The 21,252-nt window shown below is 61.7% G+C and carries 18 protein-coding genes; 5 read left to right on the top strand and 13 right to left on the bottom strand.

Annotated elements, in window-relative coordinates:
* Positions 1–255 precede the first annotated feature (255 nt).
* The 6 genes from PQR40_RS37965 to PQR40_RS37940 form a co-directional block, all read right to left on the bottom strand.
* Entirely contained in the window at positions 256–1,278 is a 1,023-nt protein-coding gene (locus tag PQR40_RS37965) for a HoxN/HupN/NixA family nickel/cobalt transporter (protein WP_408235144.1), read from the bottom strand.
* Positions 1,279–1,296: 18 nt separating this feature from the next.
* Positions 1,297–1,812: a cupin domain-containing protein gene (locus PQR40_RS37960; RefSeq protein ID WP_408235147.1), complete on the bottom strand. Its 516-nt coding sequence runs from the start codon at positions 1,810–1,812 to the stop codon at positions 1,297–1,299.
* Between the two features lie 209 nt (positions 1,813–2,021).
* Positions 2,022–4,127, bottom strand: coding sequence for an elongation factor G (fusA, locus tag PQR40_RS37955; RefSeq protein ID WP_408392061.1), 2,106 nt, complete (start codon positions 4,125–4,127; stop codon positions 2,022–2,024).
* A 303-nt stretch (positions 4,128–4,430) separates the two neighbouring features.
* A complete protein-coding gene (locus PQR40_RS37950; RefSeq protein ID WP_408511183.1) occupies positions 4,431–4,937 on the bottom strand; it encodes a DUF192 domain-containing protein in 507 nt (168 codons plus the stop codon).
* A gap of 145 nt (positions 4,938–5,082) precedes the next feature.
* Positions 5,083–5,277 carry a hypothetical protein gene (locus PQR40_RS37945; RefSeq protein WP_408235155.1) on the bottom strand — a complete coding sequence of 65 codons (195 nt, stop codon included), beginning with the start codon at positions 5,275–5,277 and terminating at the stop codon, positions 5,083–5,085.
* A 429-nt stretch (positions 5,278–5,706) separates the two neighbouring features.
* Positions 5,707–6,276: a pseudouridine synthase gene (locus PQR40_RS37940; RefSeq protein ID WP_408337506.1), complete on the bottom strand. Its 570-nt coding sequence runs from the start codon at positions 6,274–6,276 to the stop codon at positions 5,707–5,709.
* Between the two features lie 337 nt (positions 6,277–6,613).
* On the opposite strand from PQR40_RS37940, the gene icd reads away from it, so the two are divergent.
* The gene (icd, locus tag PQR40_RS37935) at positions 6,614–7,870 is read left to right on the top strand and encodes an NADP-dependent isocitrate dehydrogenase (RefSeq protein ID WP_408235161.1); all 1,257 of its coding nucleotides are present in this window, start codon (positions 6,614–6,616) and stop codon (positions 7,868–7,870) included.
* A 267-nt stretch (positions 7,871–8,137) separates the two neighbouring features.
* On the opposite strand, the gene PQR40_RS37930 is transcribed toward icd, so the two are convergent.
* Entirely contained in the window at positions 8,138–8,344 is a 207-nt protein-coding gene (locus tag PQR40_RS37930) for a cold-shock protein (protein ID WP_007180614.1), read from the bottom strand.
* 553 nt (positions 8,345–8,897) lie between these two features.
* On the opposite strand from PQR40_RS37930, the gene clpS reads away from it, so the two are divergent.
* Positions 8,898–9,212 (top strand): ATP-dependent Clp protease adapter ClpS, encoded by a 315-nt coding sequence (clpS, locus tag PQR40_RS37925; protein ID WP_006050100.1) that lies wholly within the window; start codon positions 8,898–8,900, stop codon positions 9,210–9,212.
* Entirely contained in the window at positions 9,209–11,506 is a 2,298-nt protein-coding gene (clpA, locus tag PQR40_RS37920) for an ATP-dependent Clp protease ATP-binding subunit ClpA (protein WP_120289911.1), read from the top strand. Before clpS ends, clpA begins: the two co-directional genes overlap by 4 nt.
* Before the next feature lie 128 nt (positions 11,507–11,634).
* Here clpA and dut read toward each other — a convergent pair whose 3' ends face one another.
* From dut to PQR40_RS37890, 6 genes are all read right to left on the bottom strand, one after another.
* Positions 11,635–12,081: a dUTP diphosphatase gene (gene dut, locus PQR40_RS37915; RefSeq protein WP_408337508.1), complete on the bottom strand. Its 447-nt coding sequence runs from the start codon at positions 12,079–12,081 to the stop codon at positions 11,635–11,637.
* Between the two features lie 14 nt (positions 12,082–12,095).
* Positions 12,096–13,115 (bottom strand): LLM class flavin-dependent oxidoreductase, encoded by a 1,020-nt coding sequence (locus PQR40_RS37910; RefSeq protein ID WP_408337510.1) that lies wholly within the window; start codon positions 13,113–13,115, stop codon positions 12,096–12,098.
* Positions 13,116–13,196: 81 nt separating this feature from the next.
* A complete protein-coding gene (gene coaBC, locus PQR40_RS37905) occupies positions 13,197–14,411 on the bottom strand; it encodes a bifunctional phosphopantothenoylcysteine decarboxylase/phosphopantothenate--cysteine ligase CoaBC (RefSeq protein ID WP_408235170.1) in 1,215 nt (404 codons plus the stop codon).
* Positions 14,412–14,569: 158 nt separating this feature from the next.
* The gene (lspA, locus tag PQR40_RS37900) at positions 14,570–15,076 is read right to left on the bottom strand and encodes a signal peptidase II (protein ID WP_408235173.1); all 507 of its coding nucleotides are present in this window, start codon (positions 15,074–15,076) and stop codon (positions 14,570–14,572) included.
* Positions 15,076–17,913 carry an isoleucine--tRNA ligase gene (gene ileS / locus PQR40_RS37895; protein WP_408337512.1) on the bottom strand — a complete coding sequence of 946 codons (2,838 nt, stop codon included), beginning with the start codon at positions 17,911–17,913 and terminating at the stop codon, positions 15,076–15,078. The genes lspA and ileS overlap by 1 nt, the downstream gene beginning before the upstream one ends.
* Before the next feature lie 169 nt (positions 17,914–18,082).
* Positions 18,083–19,078 carry a bifunctional riboflavin kinase/FAD synthetase gene (locus tag PQR40_RS37890; protein WP_408235179.1) on the bottom strand — a complete coding sequence of 332 codons (996 nt, stop codon included), beginning with the start codon at positions 19,076–19,078 and terminating at the stop codon, positions 18,083–18,085.
* A gap of 118 nt (positions 19,079–19,196) precedes the next feature.
* Between PQR40_RS37890 and purN the strand changes: the two genes are divergently transcribed.
* Positions 19,197–19,850, top strand: coding sequence for a phosphoribosylglycinamide formyltransferase (purN, locus tag PQR40_RS37885; RefSeq protein WP_408235182.1), 654 nt, complete (start codon positions 19,197–19,199; stop codon positions 19,848–19,850).
* Complete coding sequence (locus tag PQR40_RS37880; RefSeq protein ID WP_408235185.1) at positions 19,847–21,106, top strand: RsmB/NOP family class I SAM-dependent RNA methyltransferase; 1,260 nt, start codon at positions 19,847–19,849, stop codon at positions 21,104–21,106. Before purN ends, PQR40_RS37880 begins: the two co-directional genes overlap by 4 nt.
* The last annotated feature ends 146 nt before the right edge of the window (positions 21,107–21,252 follow it).

Genomic DNA, 21,252 nt, shown 5'->3' with positions numbered 1-21,252 from the left:
TGGCAATGACGACAAGCTGCAGGGCGCTGCAGTGACGAAAAGCGGTTTCAGTGTAAGCGATTGCCCGCCGGTTCGGAGCGCCTGGTGCGCGCTCCGGTTCCCGTTTCGCGGATAAAAGGACCGGGGTGTGTCGTCACGACAACGCCCGCTGGGGCTGTCTCGCATGGTCACGCGAAAGCGCAGGATGCGGCAGCGCGGAAACCGCCGCTGCCGCTGTGGAAGCCTTACCGATCCTCCGTAAAAGGCAAGGCGGATTTACCGCGCAATGGTGCCCGGACGGCGCCAGCGATGGAACAACACCGAGCCGATCCAGCACGCCATGAACATTGCGACGATGCCGTAACCCAGTACGCCGAAGCGCTCGTTGAGGCTCGCCACGGCGTCCCATATGCCGCCGTTCAGACCGAGTTTGTCCGATAGCAGTCCCAACGCTTCGATGCCGCCAATCACGATCGCGACCATCGCCGAGACGAACGTGATGCTCGCGTTGTAGTAGAGCTTGCGCTTCGGATCGTCCATGGCCCAGCCGTAGGCGTGGACCATCAGCACGTTGTCGGTGGAGTCGACCAGCGTCATGCCGGCGGTGAAGAGCGCGGGGAACACGAGGATCGAATACAGCGGCAGACCTTTGCCGGCTTCGGACGCGGCAATTGCCAGCAGGCCGATCTCGGTCGCGGTGTCGAAGCCGAGGCCGAACAGCACGCCGACCGGGTACATGTGCCAGCTTTTCGTCACGAGCCGGAACATCGGCCGCAGTGCGCGCGACAGCAGGCCGCCGGGCGCAATGCTCGCCGCCGCTTCAGCAGCGGCGAGTTCGCCGCCACGTTGAACGTGGCGATAGCGGCGCCAGACGTCGCGCAGAATCACGAGATTCACGCACGCCAGCACTAGCAGAAACACCGCCGACACGACCGTGCCGATCGTGCCGCCTACCGCCTTGAAGGTTTCGAAGCGGCCGTGCAGCGAATGCGCAGTCCACGCAATGCCGACGGTCGCCATGATCACGATCGTCGAATGGCCTAGCGAAAACGACAGGCCCACGCCGAGCGGCCGCTTACCCGTCTGCATCAGCTTGCGCGTGACGGCGTCGATCGCGGCGATGTGGTCCGCATCCACTGCGTGGCGCAGGCCGAAGCCATACGCCAGCAGCGCGGTGCCGAGCAGCAGCGGATAGTGGCGAAACGCGATCAGCGCCCACGCCCACGTACCGAGATTTGCGGCGATCAGTACGGTATACAGCGTGATGAGGCGAGGGCGTAGCGAAGCGGTCGGCGTCATGAGTTGGGTGAAAGAGATTTAGTGATCGTGCGGATGCTTGTGAATCGGATCGACCCAGAAAACAGTTTCCGGTGCTTCCACCGCGTCGATGTTCAGATTCACCACCACCGCTTCATTGTCGCTGCGCACCAGTACGCATTCGAGCGGATCATCGGTACTCGCGTTGATTTCCTGATGCGGCACATAGGGCGGCACGAAGATGAAGTCGCCCGGCCCGGCCTCGGCAGTGAACTCGAGATGCTCGCCCCAACGCATGCGCGCCTGGCCGCGCACCACGTAGATCACGCTCTCGAGCGCGCCGTGATGATGCGCGCCGGTCTTTGCATTCGGATGGATCGTCACGGTGCCGGCCCAGATCTTCTGTGCGCCGACGCGCGCCGCGTTGATCGCCGCCGCGCGATTCATGCCCGGCGTTTGCGCGGTATTGCTGTCGAGCTGGTCGCCCTTGATGACCTTGACGCCGTGCTCGCGCCAGTCGACCGGCGCGGACGGTTGTTCATCCTTGTAGTGCGGGTGTTCGTGATCGTGGCTCATGGTGTGTCTCCTCGGGGGCGACCGTCCGGTTGCTGGACGCAGCGCCGTCTGGCATTTTTGCACGTTCAAAAACGTGCGTGTTGCCTGCCGGCGCGGGCGGCGTCGCGAACGAAAAAAAAGCCCGTCCACAGGGGACGGGCTTGTTACTGTTTGCCTTCATTGCAGCCTGGGTTGCAGCGCAGCGCATGGCGTGTTGCAACCCTTGGTGCTTACTTCTGCTTCGCGTTGATCACGGCTTCCGCGACGTTGTTCGGCGTTTCAGCGTAGTGCTTGAACTCCATCGTGTACGTCGCGCGGCCTTGCGTGGCTGAGCGCAGCGATGTCGAGTAACCGAACATCTCGGCGAGCGGCACTTCGGCGCGCACCAGCTTGCCGCCGCCGCCGGCGATGTCTTCCATGCCTTGCACCATCCCGCGCCGGCTCGACAGGTCGCCCATCACGTTGCCCATGAAGTCTTCCGGCGTTTCCACTTCGACGGCCATCATCGGTTCCAGCAGCACTGGTTTCGCTTTGCGCATCGCGTCCTTGAACGCCATCGAACCGGCCATGCGGAACGCGTTTTCGTTCGAGTCGACGTCGTGGTACGAACCGAAGGTCAGCGTGACTTTCACGTCGACCACCGGATAACCCGCCAGCACGCCGGCCTTCAGCGTTTCCTGAATACCCTTGTCGACCGCCGGAATGTACTCACGTGGAATCACGCCGCCCTTGATCGCGTCGACGAATTCGTAGCCCTTGCCTTGCGCCGACGGTTCGAGCGTGATCACCGCATGGCCGTACTGGCCGCGGCCGCCCGACTGCTTGACGAACTTGCCTTCGACGTCTTCGACCTTGTTGCGCACCGTTTCGCGGTAAGCCACCTGCGGCTTGCCGACGGTCGCCTCGACGCCGAACTCGCGCCTCATCCGGTCGACCAGAATTTCCAGGTGCAACTCGCCCATGCCGGAGATGATGGTCTGGCCGGATTCTTCATCCGTCTGCACGCGGAACGACGGGTCTTCTTGCGCCAGACGATTGAGCGCAATGCCCATCTTTTCCTGGTCGACCTTGGTCTTCGGTTCGACGGCCTGCGAAATCACCGGCTCCGGGAAGATCATCTTTTCAAGAATGATCACATGCTGCGGATCGCACAGCGTGTCGCCCGTGGTCGCTTCTTTCAGGCCGACTGCCGCGGCAATGTCGCCACAGTAGACTTCCTTGATTTCCTTGCGCTCGTTCGCATGCATCTGCAGGATCCGGCCAAGGCGTTCCTTCTTTTCCTTGGTGGCGTTGTAGACGGTGTCGCCCGAATTCACCACGCCTGAATACACGCGGAAGAAGATCAGCTGGCCGACAAACGGGTCGGTCATGATCTTGAAGGCGAGGGCGGAGAACGGATCGTCGTCTTTCGGATGACGCTCGATTTCGCGGTCGTACTCGTCGTGACCGCTGATCGCGGGAATGTCGAGCGGCGACGGCAGATAGTCGATGACGGCGTCGAGCATGGCCTGCACGCCCTTGTTCTTGAACGCGCTGCCGCACAGCATGGGCACGATCTCGTTCTTGATGGTGCGCACGCGGATGCCGTGCTTGATTTCCTCTTCGGTCAGCGTCTCGCCGCCCAGGTATTTGTCGAGCAGTTCCTCGCTCGCTTCAGCGGCGGCTTCGACCATCTTGTCGTGCCATTCCTTCGCGGTAGCCGCGAGCTCCGGCGGAATATCCCTGTACTCGAATTTGATCCCCTGGTTCTCTTCGTCCCAATAGATCGCCTTCATCTTGACGAGATCGACCACGCCCTGGAAATGATCTTCCGCACCGACGGGAATCTGGATCGGTACGGCGACACCCTTCAGGCGATCGGCAATCTGCCGCTGCACGCGGAAGAAATCCGCGCCCACACGGTCCATCTTGTTGACGAACGCAATGCGCGGCACCTTGTACTTGTTTGCCTGACGCCACACGGTTTCGGACTGCGGCTGCACACCGCCGACCGAGTCGTACACCATGCACGCGCCGTCGAGCACTCGCATCGAGCGCTCCACTTCAATCGTGAAGTCGACGTGACCCGGGGTGTCGATGATGTTGATCCGGTGTTCCGGATAGTTGCCGGCCATGCCCTTCCAGAAGGCGGTGGTGGCCGCCGACGTGATGGTGATGCCGCGCTCCTGCTCCTGTTCCATCCAGTCCATCGTCGCAGCACCGTCGTGAACCTCGCCGATCTTGTGGGTCACGCCTGTGTAGAACAGAATGCGTTCAGTGGTGGTGGTTTTGCCGGCGTCGATGTGAGCGCTAATGCCGATATTCCGGTAGCGCTCGATGGGAGTCTTGCGGGGCACGTGAACCTCCTTGGAATGGCGCGCCTGAAACGCTTGCCGGGCGGCAGTCTGTACTACCCGGGGAGCCTTTTTGCTGCTTTGCTAAGAATACTAGGATAGCGCGTCGGCCCGTCTTTTGCAGGAATCTTGCCAGCCGCGCGTGAAGGCCTGCTGATAAGGGCTCACGGGGTGGCGCGGGCCTGCACCACGCAGTGCCGGCCTCGCTCTGAACGCAAAAAAGCCGGTGCTTCGTGGAAGGCACCGGCTTTTTCTGAAAAGCGGCCACTGATGACGCGGCAGGGTATCGCCGTGGTCGGCGCGCTGTTATTGCACGGCCGGCAAGCCCTGGATTTTCATCCCCGGTTTGATGCCTTTCGACGAGAACCAGCCCTTGCTCATTTCCAACGCATACACGCCGTTGTTCTTCGGGCAGTGATTGTTGGTTGTCTCGGCCTGCATTTCGTCGATGTCGGTGACCGTGCCGTCGGCGCGCATGAAAGCGATCGACAGCGGGATCAACGTGTTCTTCATCCAGAAGCAATGCACCGCGGTTTCATTGAAGACGAACAGCATGCCTTCATTCGGCGCGAGGGTTGTGCGATACATCAAACCTTGTTCACGGTCCGCGTCGTTGGCGGCGACGGCCGCGTCGATCACGAACATGCCTGCGGTCAGCTTCGCGCGCGGAAAGTCGCCAGGCTGCTTCGCGCCGGCCGGCATGTCTTGCGCGTGAGCGGGGGCAGCGGTACTCGCGACGAACGACATCGCGGCGAGCGGCAGTGCAACGGCAACAGCGAAACGCGCAATCAACGAGCGCATGGGAAATCGCACGGCATGACTCCTTGCTGGAAATTAACCCGCGAATGTTACGCGAGCGCGTCAAAAACAAAAAGGCAGATCGCCTTTCGGTGATCTGCCTTTCAACGCCGTAAGAACGGCAATGAAGCGTGTTCTTGACTGCGTTTTTACAACGAACTTACTCCGAAGCTGCCGAAGCTGCAGCAGCTGCTGCTGCCTTCTTGTGCGACTTCTTGTGAGCCTTCTTCGTGACTTTCTTTGCCGACGAAGCAGCTGCTGCCGGAGCTGCCGATGCTGCCACCGGTGCCGAAGCTTGTGCGAATGCTGCCGTTGCGAAGAGGCCAGCGACCAGAGCGGCGATCAGTTTGTTCATTTTGAAATCCTCAGCTTGAGTTGATTAACCAAATGACCCGGTTATATGTAGAGTCATGTCGGTAAACGTGCCATCCACCTTTCGGTTGACAGCGCATCGAACAAATTTTTCGACGCGTCTGCTTAGCGCTCAGACTCCCTGTACTCACCGCGAACGGCTTGTGCAAAGGCCCTTAAGGCTGAATGCCGGATAGCTTCGGGTGGCATCTGCGTCGAATAACGCGTGAGCTCGCGCACCGGTTGACGTGTTTTTTGTGGAAAATTTATATGCCGACGTGCTGAAGCAAATGAATGACTGCGCAGCGAATACGAATGCAATTGTTTCACGCGCTATTTTGTTTGCGGATACAACGAGTTAGCTTTTTCGCTGCGGGTCGAAATACAGATTCGATGCGAGACCGGTGCAGACGTGGTGCGCGTGTAAACGCGTTCAGACGATGCCTTCCCATGGCGCCTTCAGCGGCAATTCAACGCTCTCTCCCGGTTGAAGTCCGAGCGAAAAAATATCAAGGGCGCCGACCCCGGCGCGCACGAGGCGCAACGTCGGAAAACCGACCGCAGCGGTCATGCGCCGTACCTGACGGTTCTTGCCCTCAGTGATCGACAACTCGATCCATGTGGTCGGAATCGCGGCGCGATAGCGGATCGGCGGCGTGCGAGCCCATAGCGAGTCGGCCGGCTCGACGTATTCAGCGCGGCAGGGCCGCGTCACGTAGTCGCCGAGATCGACGCCGCGCGCGAGCTTCTTCAAAGTGGCATCATCGACCGCGCCTTCCACTTGCGCCCAATACCGTTTGACCAGTTTGTGACGCGGCTCGGCGATGCGCGCTTGCAGCGCACCGTCGTCGGTGAGAAGCAGCAGCCCCTCGCTATCGGAATCGAGCCGGCCCGCCGGATAGACGCCGGGCACTTTTACCCAGTCGGCCAGCGATGCCCGCGTTTCGTGCGGCGAAAACTGGCAGATAGTGCCAAACGGCTTATTCAGGGCGAGGAGTCGCATAGGAGGATCAATGATGGTCGGGCAACGCCGGCGCGCGGGGGCATGCCACGCAGGCCGGGAGAGGCGCTGACCCGATAGTAAATGGCGGAATAATAATGCATAATAAGTCGCTACCAGTCTTATGTCTTATATAAGACATAAGACTAGGCAGATTGCCGGTTCTGATTTTCGACGATGTTGGAAAACCCCGAGCCACTATGGGCTCGTTGCTGCGTCGGCGTGGGCTAGAATAGGCGACCAGGCCGCTCGCGGGCGTCCGGCATTGCGCGTAGCGAGGAGCACCCAGTTTCCGCAGTCTCCCATCAGCTTTCAGCACAGCCTTCACTGGAGTCCGATCATGCCGTATCAGCACATCAAGGTCCCGACCGGCGGTGACAAGATCACTGTCAACGCAGATTTCTCGCTCAATATTTCCGACCAGCCCATCATTCCGTATATCGAAGGCGACGGAACGGGCCTCGACATCACGCCGGTGATGTTGAAAGTGGTGGATGCGGCAGTAGAAAAAGCCTATGCAGGCAAGAAGAAAATCCACTGGATGGAAATCTACGCCGGCGAGAAGTCGACCAAGGTGTACGGCCCGGACGTGTGGCTGCCGGAAGAAACGCTGCAGGTGCTGAAGGAATACGTCGTCTCGATCAAAGGTCCGCTCACCACGCCGGTCGGCGGCGGGATCCGTTCGCTGAACGTCGCGCTGCGTCAGGAACTCGATCTGTATGTTTGCCTGCGCCCGGTGCAGTACTTCAAAGGCGTGCCTTCGCCGGTGCGCGAACCAGAGAAGACCAATATGGTGATCTTCCGTGAGAACTCGGAAGACATCTATGCCGGTATCGAATGGCCCGCCGAGTCGGAACAGGCCAGGAAGGTCATCAAGTTCCTGCGGGAAGAAATGGGTGTGAAGAAGATCCGCTTTCCGGAAACCTCGGGGATCGGTATCAAGCCGGTGTCGCGCGAAGGTACGGAGCGTCTGGTGCGCAAGGCGATCCAGTATGCGCTCGACAACGATCGCCGCTCGGTCACACTCGTGCACAAGGGCAACATCATGAAGTTCACGGAAGGCGCATTCCGTGACTACGGTTATGCACTGGCGCAAAAGGAATTCGCCGCGGAGCTGATCGACGGCGGTCCGTGGATGAAGATCAAGAACCCGAAAACGGGTGGCGACATCGTGCTGAAAGATGTGATTGCCGATGCATTCCTCCAGCAGATTTTGCTGCGTCCGGCGGAATACGATGTGATCGCCACGCTGAATCTAAACGGCGACTATGTATCGGACGCGCTGGCCGCACAAGTTGGCGGTATCGGGATCGCGCCGGGCGCGAACATGTCGGATTCGGTCGCCATGTTCGAAGCCACGCATGGCACTGCGCCGAAGTACGCCGGCAAAGACTACGTGAACCCGGGTTCGGAAATTCTCTCGGCCGAGATGATGCTGCGTCACATGGGTTGGACTGAAGCGGCTGATCTGATCATCAAGTCGATGGAAAAGTCGATTTTGCAAAAACGAGTCACGTATGACTTCGCGCGCTTGATGGAAGGCGCGACGCAAGTGTCGTGTTCGGGGTTTGGCCAGGTGTTGATCGAGAATATGTAAGCGATTCGCGCTGGGTTCTCCAGCTCGAATTCAAAACCCCGGCACCGTGAGGTGGCCGGGGTTTTTTGTTCTGGAGCATCCAGGCCGCATACATGCTGGCAAAGGGGAAGCCGAAGGCTTACGGAAAACCGATGGTATTTCCGATAATTGGGACGAGGTCCGCCTGCCGACCGAGATCGCGGCCGCGATCACCTGAAACTAGAAGGAGACGCCCAAAAAAGAAACCCGGCACGAAGCCGGGTTTCAAAGGACGGGTAACGAACAGTTTCAGGCAGGTGCCTGGATGTTCGATGCCTGTTTGCCTTTCGGGCCTTGCACGACCTCGAAGGTTACTTTTTGACCTTCCTTGAGGGTTTTGAACCCATTCATCTGGATGGCCGAGAAGTGTGCAAACAGATCCTCACCCCCTTCGTCAGGCGTGATGAATCCGAAACCTTTTGCGTCATTGAACCATTTGACCGTACCAGTTGCCATTCCAACTTCCCCTGTAACTCATGTCACTACCACGAGCCCTCGAAAAGCTCGACGACCGCGATGCAGTCGCTCCCTCCTCACAAGCTCACCATCGGCATTTTTTCGAATTATGGCTCAGTGAAAAAAGTGCCAGCTTGATTGTTGAGGCTCTTTATTCGAGTGTCAAGAAAATTTTGAGACGCCGTTGTCGCGTTGCAAACAGGCGTTTTCCAGGGTTTTTCCCGCTTTTATTTTGTTATGTGCGGTTGCGCAAGCGTGCTGTCTTGAAAAGTCGCATAATCGACTCACATGCTGTTCTGCGGGTTGCGCACCGTCCGCTGGCCGGGGCGGGTGCCTTCAGCCAGCACTGGCAGGTTGTGCGATACTCGATCCGACTGCGGCGCAGCACGGCTGCGACGCATCACAGGATAGGGGCCGGCTCCGCAATCGGCTCGTCGAATGACGCAACGCCGTTGGGGGTAATTACCCATCAGGCGTAGCGAACGGGCTCACCGGCCGGTTGGCCGGGTTTTGACAGGATTGCGGGCCTGTCCTAGTTGTTTAGAATGGGTGTATGGCGATTATCCCGGACAAGCAGGACGGCACCGTACTGGAGCGGCAGGAAAAGAAGCTGAAGCCGCCTTCCATGTACAAGGTGGTGCTGCTGAATGACGACTTCACGCCAATGGAATTTGTCGTGATGATCGTGCAGGAATATTTCAATAAAGATCGTGAAACCGCAACACAGGTCATGTTGAAGGTGCATCGCGAGGGCAGGGGAGTTTGTGGGGTCTATACGCGGGACATCGCGTCGACCAAAGTCGAGCAAGTTGTTACCCACGCACGGCAGGCCGGGCATCCGCTGCAGTGTGTGATGGAGGAAGCATGATTGCCCAGGAACTGGAAGTCAGCCTGCACATGGCGTTCATGGAAGCACGCCAGGCGCGGCACGAGTTCATAACGGTCGAACATCTTTTGCTGGCACTGTTGGACAATCCAACGGCGGCGGAAGTGTTGCGTGCATGCGCGGCCAATATCGAGGATCTGCGTCAGAACCTGCGCAACTTCATTCATGACAATACGCCTACCGTGCCTGGCACGGACGACGTCGACACGCAGCCCACGCTGGGTTTTCAGCGTGTGATCCAGCGTGCGATCATGCATGTGCAGTCCACCTCGAATGGCAAGAAGGAAGTGACCGGCGCGAATGTACTGGTTGCGATCTTCGGCGAGAAGGATTCGCACGCGGTGTACTACCTGCAGCAGCAGGGCGTGACGCGTCTGGATGTGGTGAATTTCATCTCGCATGGCATCGCCAAGACCAGCAGTACCGACGCCGCGAAAGCGAGCGACGCGAATGCCGAGTCCGACGAAGCCGCCGCGCAGAAAGAAACGCCGCTCGCCCAGTTCACGCAGAACCTGAACCAGATGGCGAAAGACGGCCGCATCGATCCGCTGATCGGGCGCGAGTCGGAAGTCGAGCGCGTGGTGCAGGTGCTGTGCCGTCGGCGCAAAAACAATCCGCTACTGGTCGGTGAGGCCGGTGTCGGCAAGACGGCCATCGCCGAAGGGCTCGCCTGGCGCATTACGCGCGGCGAAGTGCCGGATATTCTGGCCGATGCGCAGGTGTATTCGCTCGACATGGGCGCGCTGCTCGCCGGCACCAAATATCGCGGCGACTTTGAACAACGCCTGAAGACGGTCCTCAAGGAATTGAAGGAACGTCCGCACGCAATCCTGTTCATCGACGAAATTCATACGCTGATCGGTGCGGGTGCTGCGTCGGGCGGCACGCTCGATGCCTCGAATCTGCTGAAGCCGGCGTTGTCGTCGGGCACGCTCAAGTGCATCGGCGCGACCACGTTCACCGAATATCGCGGCATCTTCGAAAAAGACGCGGCTTTGTCGCGCCGTTTCCAGAAGGTCGACGTGACCGAGCCGACCGTCGAACAGACGGTGGCGATTCTGCGTGGCCTGAAGTCGCGCTTCGAAGAGCATCACGGCGTGAAGTATTCGTCGGGTGCGCTGTCGGCTGCAGCTGAGTTGTCGGCGCGGTTCATTACGGATCGTCATCTGCCGGACAAGGCGATCGACGTAATCGACGAAGCAGGCGCGGCGCAACGCATCCTGCCGAAGTCGAAGCAGAAGAAGACCATCGGCAAGAACGAGATCGAAGAAATCATCTCGAAGATTGCCCGAGTCCCGCCGCAAAGCGTGTCGCAAGACGATCGCAGCAAGCTGCAAACGCTGGATCGCGATCTGAAGAGCGTGGTGTTCGGGCAGGATCCGGCCATCGACGCGCTGTCAGCCGCGATCAAGATGGCGCGCGCAGGCCTCGGCAAGCTGGACAAGCCGATCGGCGCGTTCCTGTTCTCCGGCCCGACTGGTGTCGGCAAGACGGAAGTGGCGAAGCAACTGGCGTTCACGCTGGGGATCGAGTTGATCCGCTTCGACATGTCGGAGTACATGGAGCGTCATGCGGTCAGCCGCTTGATCGGCGCGCCGCCGGGCTATGTCGGTTTCGATCAGGGCGGTCTGTTGACCGAAGCCGTCACGAAGAAGCCGCATTGCGTGCTGCTGCTCGACGAAATCGAGAAGGCGCATCCGGACATCTACAACGTGCTGCTGCAGGTGATGGATCACGGCACGCTGACGGATAACAACGGCCGCAAGGCGGATTTCCGCAACGTCATCATCATCATGACGACGAACGCGGGCGCCGAGGCAATGGGCAAGTCGGTGATCGGCTTCACGAATCGTCGGGAAACCGGCGACGAAATGGTCGACATCAAGCGTATGTTCACGCCGGAGTTCCGTAACCGTCTGGACGCAACGATCAGCTTCCGCTCGCTCGATGAAGAAATCATCATGCGTGTGGTCGACAAGTTCCTGATGCAACTGGAAGATCAGTTGCACGAGAAGAAGGTCGATGCGCTCTTTACCGACGCGCTGCGTGCTCACCTCGCCAAGCACGGTTTCGATCCGTTGATGGGCGCGCGGCCGATGCAGCGTTTGATCCAGGACACGATTCGTCGTGCGCTGGCCGACGAGTTGCTGTTCGGCAAGCTGATGAATGGCGGCCGCGTAACGGTCGACGTGGATGCGGAAGACAAGGTGCAGCTGACCTTCGACGAGCATCCGGCGCCGCGTAATCCGAATCCGGAAGCGGTTGAGGTGGAGTAAGTCAGTCGAGTAAGTCTTAGTCGTACCTCTGAAAGCAGAACGGCGCGGGTTGAATCCCGCGCCGTTCTGCTTTTTGCGTTTCCGATTGCGTTACTTTGCGGTCCATGCCGCAGAGTGATACGGCATCCTTAGTGCTTGCCCGTACTGCCGAAACCGCCGGCGCCACGCTCGCTTTCTGCGAAATCATCCACGATATTGAACTCGGCCTGCACCACCGGCACGATCACCAACTGCGCAAGGCGTTCCATGGGATTCAGGACGAATGTGGTCTCGCCACGATTCCACGTCGAGATCATCAGTTGACCTTGATAATCCGAATCGATCAGGCCGACCAGGTTGCCCAGCACGATGCCGTGCTTATGGCCCAGACCCGAACGCGGCAGAATCAATGCCGCGTAACCCGGATCGCCGACGTGAATCGCGAGGCCCGTCGGCACCAGTGCCGTCTCACCGGGTTTCAGCGTCAACGGTTCGTCGAGGCAGGCGCGCAGGTCAAGGCCCGCGCTGCCGGTGGTTGCGTAGGCCGGGAGTTGGTCGCGCATGCGCGCATCGAGAATCTTCAGTTCGAGTTTCATGCAGGTTCGAAGGTTTAAGGAGTGGAGGTTGGGCGTCCGAGTTGGAACGCGTTGGCGAGAAGTTCGTAGGAGCGTAGCCGGGCGCGGTAGCTGCCCGCAACGGTGAGCACGATCAGTTCGTCGGCCTGGAACTGCGCCTGCAAGTCTTGCATGCGTTCGGTTACGGTTTCCGGCGTGCCGATGATGCTGCGCGGTTTCTCGCGGTCGATCACCAGGCGCTCGCGCTCGCCATATTCCTGCGCGATGCCCTGTTCAATTGTCGGAATCGGTTCATTCAGGCCGTAAGCCATTTGCACGCGGCGCAAATCGACGGCTTTCTCCAGGTCGGCTGCTTCCTGCTCGGTGTCCGCGCAGATTACGAATACTGCGGCGGCCAGATAAGGCTGCTGGGCTTCCTGACTGGCTTTGAAGCGCTCGCGGTAAGCGAGCGCCACCTGATGCCCGAAATGTGCGTTGATGAAGTGCGCGAATGCGAAGCGGATACCGAGTTGAGCCGCCAGCAAGCCGCCGAATTCGCTCGAACCGAGCATCCAGAGTTGTGGGCGCGTGCCGACCTGCGGTTGTAGAAGCACGCCACGCGCGAGATGACCTTCGGGCAGCGTGCCGTGCATCAGGCCGACCAGATCCGCGACCTGCTGCGGGAAAATGTCGCCGCGATTGTAGGCGCCGGCGGCCACCGCTTGGGCCGTTTGCATGTCGCCGCCCGGCGCGCGTCCCACGCCGAGATCGATGCGATTCGGGAACAGCGCCTCGAGCATCATGAATTGCTCGGCGACTTTGAACGGGCTGTAGTACGGCAACATCACGCCGCCGGAGCCGAGGCGAATGCGTTTGGTTACGCTGCCGAGGCGCGCCAGCATCACCTCAGGGCAGGGATTCGACACGCCGCGCAAGCCGTGATGCTCGGCGCACCAATAGCGCGTGTAGCCGAGATCGTCAGCAAGCTGCGCGAGTTCGACGGTGGCCGCGATTGCGTCCGCCACTGAGTGCCCGCCGATCACGGGCGTTTGATCGAGCACGGAAAGTAGCGTCATGTCAGTACTGCTCCAGATACAGATAATTCGGTGCGCTGGAGGCGCTTGCGGCGAGCGCAGCACGCGCCGCCGGGCGCGGCTTTAGCGGATCAGACTTGTGTCGGGCAAACGCCTGGCAATCTCAACGATCAGGGCGCGCGCGAGCGTCTGCTTGTCTGCGCGCGGCAGTTTCGTTGCACCGCCTGCTTCGAACAGGATCACCTCGTTGTCGTCGAGACCGAAAGTGAGTGGGCCGAGATTGCCGATCAGCAGCGGCACCTTTTTGCGCACGCGTTTTTCTTCGCCGTGCACTTCAAGGTCGCCGCTTTCCGCTGCAAAGCCGACTGCGAATGGCGGATGCGGTAGCTTGGCGACGGATGCGAGGATGTCCGGATTCTCGACGAATGTGAAGGTGGGCAGTGCGTGGTCGGCGGCCTTCTTGATTTTGTGATCGCTGGCGTGATCGACGCGCCAGTCGGCCACCGCAGCCACGCCGATGAAGATGTCGGCGTCGGCGACCAGGCGCATCACCGCGTCGTGCATCTGCTGCGCGGTTTGCACGTCTTCGCGGAACACGCCCCATGGCGTTTCCAGTGCGACCGGGCCAGCCACCAGATGCACCTCGGCCCCCGCTTGTTGCGCGGCGCGTGCCAACGCAAAGCCCATCTTGCCACTCGAACGATTGGTGATGCCGCGCACCGGATCGAGCGGCTCGAAGGTCGGGCCGGCGGTCAGCAACACGCGACGGCCGGACAGGATTTTGGGCGAGAAGAACGACGCAATCGCCTCAAACGTGGCGGCTGCTTCCAACATGCGCCCGTCGCCGGTTTCGCCGCACGCCTGCGGACCCGAATCGGGGCCGAGCACTTCAATGCCGTCCGCGCGCAGTTGCGTGACGTTGCGTTGGGTGGCCGGGTTCTGCCACATCTGCCGGTTCATCGCCGGCACGACGAGCAGAGGACAATCGCGCGCGACACATAGGGTCGAGAGCAGATCGTCGGCCATGCCGTGCGCCAGTTTGGCGAGGAAGTCGGTGGAGGCGGGCGCAATAACGATCGCGTCGGCTTCACGCGACAAATCGATGTGCGCCATGTTGTTCGGCACGCGACCGTCCCACTGGCTCGTGTAGACGGGGCGGCCGGATAACGCCTGCATCGTAATGGGGGTGATGAACTGCGTGGCCGCTTCGGTCATCACGACCTGCACGCTCGCGCCGGCCTTGGTCAGCAGACGCGTGAGTTCGGCGATCTTGTAGCAGGCAATGCCGCCCGTCATGCCGAGGACGAGGTGTTTTCCTGCGAGTTCTGCGGTTGCCAACGAAAGCCTCCGACAAAGCGTGGTGGCGGGCAGCGGTGCGGGTGTCGCACCGTTGGCCGCCTACGAATCGGCCGTAAGCGCGGACCTGAGCGCAAACATCAAACATCAGCCCGGACGCAGCGCATACATAAAGCGCGGCGCAAGCGGCCTGAGTGGCGTTAGCGCGAGCCGCGCACGCGCCGCAACTCGTCGAGCACGAGCAGGATCGCGCCGATCGTGATCGCGCTGTCGGCGAGATTGAACGCCGGCCAGTGCCACGTGCGGACGTGAAAATCGAGAAAGTCGATCACATGGCCGTACGCGAGCCGGTCGATCACATTGCCGAGCGCGCCGCCGAGAATCAGCGAGAGCGCCGTGCAGAACATCTTCTGTCCGCCGTGACGCTTGAGCAGGTAGCAGATCACGAGGGCTGCGACCACGCCGAGCGCGGTGAACGCCCAGCGCTGCCAGCCGCCCGCCATCGCGAGGAAGCTGAAGGCGGCGCCACGGTTGTATACGAGGATCAGGTTAAAAAACGGCGTGACCTCATGCGGAACACCGTAGGCGAACACCTTCTGCACCGCGATCTTCGTCAACTGATCGAACAGGATCACGATCAGCGCGACGCCAAGCCAGGGCGCCAGTGAACTGTTTCCGGACGACGTTTTCGACATGGTTCTTGCCATTATGCCGCGCTCCTCGTTTCGCCGTTGCCGAACAGATTGCTGAAGCAGCGGCCGCACAGGCCGGGGTGCTCGGCGTTTGCGCCGACGTCCGCGCGGTAGTGCCAGCAGCGTTCGCACTTCAGATATTTCGAGGCGGTCACTTCGACGCCTTCTTCCGCTTCGCTCTCGACCTTCACAACGCTTGCCGCCGACGTGATCAGCACGAACTTCAGGTCGTCGGCAAGGCTGGCGAGCGCGTCGTAACGCGCACCGCTCGCGCGGACTTCGACTTCGGCCTGCAGCGACGAACCGATCAGGTTCGCCACACGTGCTTCTTCCAGCGCCTTGGTCACGTCGCTACGCGCGGCGCGCAGCAGCGTCCATTTGTCGAGCAGGGCACCGGCTTGCGGCACCGCCGGGAACGCGTGGTAGGTCTCGGTGAAGATCGTTTCGCTGTTCGGCGAGAAGATCTTCCACGCTTCTTCGGCCGTGAACGACAGGAACGGTGCGATCAACCGCAGCAGGCCGTGTGCGATGTGATACAACGCGGTCTGGGCCGAACGGCGTGCGACGGAGTCAACGGCCGTGGTGTACAGACGGTCTTTCAGCACGTCCAGATAGAAGCCGCCCAGGTCTTCCGAGCAGAACGTCTGCAGTTTCGCGACCACCGGGTGGAACTCGTACTTGTCGTAGTGCGAGAGGATGTCGTTTTGCAGATTCGCCGACAGCGCCACCGCGTAACGATCGATCTCGAGCCAGTCTTCGACCGGACGCGCGTGTTGCGCGAAGTCGAAGTCCGACAGGTTCGCGAGCAGGAAGCGCAGCGTGTTGCGGATGCGGCGATAGCCTTCCGTCACGCGCTTCAGGATTTCCTCCGAGATCGCCAGTTCGCCCGAGTAATCGGTCGACGCGATCCACAGACGGATGATTTCCGCACCGAGCCGGTTCGCCACTTCATGCGGGTCGATACCGTTGCCGAGCGACTTGCTCATCTTGCGGCCTTCGCCGTCGACGGTGAAGCCGTGCGTGAGCAGCGCGTTGTAGGGCGGGCGGCCGTCGAGCATCGAAGCCGTCAGCAGCGACGAGTGGAACCAGCCGCGGTGCTGGTCCGAGCCTTCCAGATACAGGTCGGCCGGGAACTGCAGTTCGTCTTTATGCGAGCCACGCAGCACGTGCCAATGCGTCGTGCCCGAATCGAACCAGACGTCGAGCGTGTCGCGGTTCTTCTCGTACATGTTGGCGTCGTCGCCGAGCAGTTCGCGCGGGTCGAGCGTTTGCCACGCTTCGATGCCGGCCTTCTCGACGCGTTGCGCGACTTCCTCGAGCAGTTCTAGCGTGCGCGGGTGCAGTTCGCCGGTTTCCTTGTGCACGAAGAACGCCATCGGCACGCCCCATTGGCGTTGACGCGACAGCGTCCAGTCCGGGCGATTCGCGATCATGCTAAACAGACGCTGCTTGCCCCACGACGGATAGAAAGCGGTGTTCTCGATGCCTTCGAGCGCGGTTTCGCGCAGGGTCTTGTCGGTGTCGTTCGGCTTCACGTCCATGCCGGCGAACCACTGCGAGGTTGCACGGTAGATGATCGGCGTCTTGTGGCGCCAGCAGTGCATGTAGCTGTGCTTGTACTTCTCGGTGCGTAACAGTGAGCCCGCTGCTTGCAGGGCCTCGATGATCTGCGGATTGGCCGCCCAGATCGACAGGCCGCCGAACAGCGCGAGCGATTCGATGTAACGGCCGTCGCCCATCACCGGGTTGATGATGTCCGAATCCGACATGCCGTGCGCCTTGCACGACACGAAGTCTTCCACGCCGTAGGCCGGCGACGAGTGGACCACACCCGTACCCGATTCGGTTGTCACATAGTCGCCGAGATAAACCGGCGCCGTGCGCTTGTAGCTCGGATGAGCAGAGGCGAGCGGATGGTTAAAGCGCAGGTTGACGAGCTTCGCGCCCGGAGCGGTCGCGACGATCGTCCCTTCCAGTTCGTACTGTTTCAGGCATGCTTCAACGCGTTCTTCAGCTAGGATCAGCAAGCCGCGCGGCGTGTCGACCAATGCGTAGACGATTTCCGGATGCAGGTTCAGCGCCTGGTTGGCGGGGATGGTCCACGGCGTGGTGGTCCAGATGACAATGCCGCCTTCATTGCGCGGCAGTGCGTTCAAGCCGAAGGCCTGCGCGGTCTTTTCCGGCTCGGCGAAGCTGAACAGCACGTCGATGGTCGGATCGGTCTTGTCCGCGTATTCAACTTCCGCTTCGGCCAAGGCCGAGCCGCAGTCGAAACACCAGTTGACCGGCTTCAGGCCGCGGAATACGTAGCCCTTTTCCATGATCTTCGCGAGCGCGCGGATTTCGCCGGCCTCGTTCGTGAAGTTCATCGTCTTGTACGGGTTGTCCCAGTCGCCGAGCACGCCCAGACGGCGGAAGCCGACCTTCTGCTTCTCGATCTGTTCGGTCGCGTAAGCACGCGCCTTCTGCATCACTTCAGCGGCCGGCAGCGACTTGCCGAACTGCTTTTCGATCTGGATTTCGATCGGCATGCCATGGCAGTCCCAGCCCGGCACGTAGACCGCGTCGAAGCCCGCCAGATTGCGCGCCTTGACGATCATGTCCTTGAGGATCTTGTTCACCGCGTGGCCGAGGTGGATGTCGCCGTTCGCATACGGCGGGCCGTCGTGCAGGATGAACTTTTTACGGCCTTTGCTGGCGGCGCGGATCGTCTCGTAGACCTTCCGTTCCTGCCATTCCTTGACCCATTGCGGCTCGCGCTTGGGCAGGTCGCCACGCATCGGGAACGGTGTGTCGAGCAGGTTGACCGGGTAGCGTGACTGCGGTTTCGAATCGGCTTTCTTGTTGCTCATGATGAGGTCGCGGTGAATTCTTTCTAAGCGCAGCGAGGCTGCGGTATGCGCATGAAGCGCAGGGCGTGGGGCGCGCCCGGCAGGCATGTCGCGTGATCCACGGACGCCCTTCGATGCGCGCAGCGGTGGGTACATGCGGCACTTGGCGCGCTCGCATGTACCGCGGCGGCTATCTAATTCGGTCGGTGGCCGAGGTGGCGAAACCGGTGGAGCGGCTGCCCGGCGTGCCGGCGCCGACGGCCGCGAACCACGCGCGGGCATTGGCGACGTCGCGCGCGATGGCGGCGGTCAGCGTTTCGAGGTCGACGTATTTCTCCTCGTCGCGCAGCTTTTTCAGGAATTCGACGCGCACGAGTTTGCCATACGCATCGCCGTGCCAGTCGAGCAGATGCACCTCGAGCAGCACGCGGCCGGAATCGTCGACGGTGGGACGCAGGCCGAGGCTGGCGACGCCCGGCAACGGTTCGTCCGCCACGCCATGCACGCGCACCACGAAAATACCGGCGAGCGCCGGGCGCTTGTGCGCGATCGCCAGATTGAGCGTGGGGAAACCGAGATCGCGGCCGAGCTTCATGCCATGCACGACATGGCCGCTAATCAGGTAGTCGCGGCCCAGCGCGGCGCGCGCCGAGTCGAGATCGCCCGCCACCAGCGCCGCGCGTACGCCCGAGCTGGAAATGCGCGCGCCGGACGGATCGGCCACGGTTGCCATCTGCTCCACTTCGAAACCGTGCTGCTGCCCCGCGGTCTTGAGCGACGCGAAATCGCCCGCGCGCTTCGCGCCGTACCGGAAGTCGTCGCCGATCATCACCCAGCGAGCATGCAGCCCGTTGACGATGATCCGTTCGACAAACGTATCTGGCGACTGGCTGGCGAAGGTGTGATTGAAATGCTCGACCACGACCCGGTCGACACCGTTGGTGCGCAGCGCCTCGAGCTTGTCGCGCAACATTGCGATTCGCGGCGGCGCGCCAGCCGGGTTGAAGAACTCGCGCGGGTGCGGCTCAAAGGTCATCACGCAAACGGGCAGGCCGCGTGCATCGGCTGCGGCCCGGACGTGGGCGAGCAAAGCCTGATGGCCGCGGTGGACACCGTCGAAGTTGCCGATGGTCAGTGCGCAGGGCGCACGGCTTTCAGCATTGGGAAGACCGCGGAAGACTCTCACGATAACGAGTTTGAGGTAGGGCGGGCGAGATGCCGCAAAACAAACGATTATAAACGCTCAGCGCATGAGACGGCGGCGCGTCGCCGTTTCAGTGTCCCCCGAATGATAAAATCCGCGGATGAAAAAACTCGTCATCCTGATTTCCGGACGGGGAAGCAACATGGAAGCTATCATTCGCGCCTGCGCGGACGAAGGCTGGGCGGCGCAAGTCGCCGCTGTGATTGCCAACCGTCCTGACGCCGCGGGCCTCGCGTTCGCAGCGTCGCACGGCATTGCCACGGCGGTGGTCGACCACCGCCAGTTTCCGGATCGCGACAGCTTTGACGCCGCGCTGGCGAAGGAAATCGACGGCTTCGCGCCCGATCTGGTCGCGCTTGCCGGCTTCATGCGGGTGCTCACGGCTGGTTTCGTCGATCACTACGCCGGGCGCATGCTGAACGTGCATCCGTCGCTGCTGCCGAGCTTTCCGGGCCTGAAAACCCATCAACAGGCACTTGACGCCGGCGTGCGGCTGCACGGCGCGTCGGTGCATTTTGTCACGTCGCAGCTGGATCACGGGCCGATCGTCGCGCAGGCGGCCGTCCCCGTTGAGGCTGGCGACACCCCCGCCACGCTCGCCAAACGCGTGCTGGCAACCGAACACATTATTTATCCACGCGCGGTGCGCTGGTTCGTCGAAGGGCGTCTTGCCCTCGACGGCTTGCGTGTCACGCTTACGCCGCCGGAGCCGCAATGGCTCTTTGCCGGTCACACCGCCGGAGAGGGCGCATGAGATTACATGGTTTTTTGATTGGACAAACTGAGACTTTGCTGGCTGAAGTCCTGAAACTGAGCGGCCCGGCCGACGCCACGACGAGCCGCTTTTTCCGCGCGCATCCGAAGCTCGGGCATGGCGAGCGCGGCGTGATCGCCGAGGCGGTCTTCGCGGTGCTGCGCCGCCGGATGGAATTCGCCCATCTGGCCGAAGGCGGCGCGGGCAGTCCGGCCCGTCGCATGGCCTTGCTGGGACTGATGCAGACGGCGGGGCGTACGGCGCTCAAGCCGTTCGTGTCGGATACCGAGTCGCACTGGCTGGAACATGTCGCGAAGATCGACCCGGAAAGCCTGCCGCTGCGGATTCGCCTGAATCTGCCCGACTGGATCTATCAGGCGCTTTCCAAGCGCTTTGAACCCGCGGAACTGGCGCAACTGGCCGCCGCGCTGAACTACCCGGCGCCGCTGGACCTGCGCGCGAACCCGATCAAGGCAAGCCGCGACGAGGTGCTGAACGCGCTGTCGAAGGCCGGTATCGAAGGGGGCGCGACGCCGTTCGCACCGTTCGGCGTGCGGGTGATCGGCAAGCCGCCGCTCACCAAGCTGGACGCGTTCCAGCACGGCTGGGTCGAAGTTCAGGACGAAGGCAGCCAGTTGCTGTGCTCGCTGGTCGCGCCCAAGCGTGGCGAAATGATCGTGGACTTCTGCGCGGGCGCGGGCGGCAAAACGCTGGCGCTTGGTGCGGCGATGCGCTCCACCGGGCGTCTGTACGCATTCGACGTCTCCGAGCGCCGTCTGGCCAAGCTCAAGCCGCGCCTTGCGCGCAGCGGCCTGTCGAACGTGAATCCGGTGCTGATCGACAGCGAGCACGATGCGAAGATCAAGCGTCTGGCCGGCAAAATCGACCGCGTGCTGGTCGATGCGCCGTGCAGCGGCTTGGGTACGCTGCGCCGTAACCCGGACCTGAAGTGGCGCCAGTCGCCGGAATCGGTCGCTGAACTGGCGCCGAAGCAGGCGTCGATTCTGGCCAGCGCCTCGCGTCTGGTGAAGAAGGGCGGCCGTCTCATCTATGCAACCTGCTCGATTCTCGAAGAGGAAAACGAAACCGTCGTGCAGCAGTTCCTCGCCGACCATCCGGACTTCGCCCTGGTGCCGGCGCGCGACGTGCTCGCCGAGCAGCGTATCGATCTGGAAATGGGCGATTACCTGTCGCTGTGGCCGCACCTTCACGCTACTGACGGTTTCTTCGCAGCGGTGCTGGAACGCCAGAGCTAAACGCAACAGGCTATCTGCCGGGGGGGGGGGGGGGGGGGGGGGGGGGGGGGGGCCCCCCCGGCGGCGGGGGGGGGGGGGGGGGGGGGGGGGGGGGGGGGGGGGGGGGGGGGGGGGGGGGGGGGGGGGGGGGGGGGGGGGGGGGGGGG

The sequence above is a fragment of the Paraburkholderia sediminicola genome (genome assembly GCF_046026855.1).
Classification (GTDB): domain Bacteria; phylum Pseudomonadota; class Gammaproteobacteria; order Burkholderiales; family Burkholderiaceae; genus Paraburkholderia; species Paraburkholderia sediminicola_A.
The sequence above is the reverse complement of the archived record's forward strand: the minus strand, read 5'-3'. Positions and strand labels throughout refer to the sequence as shown.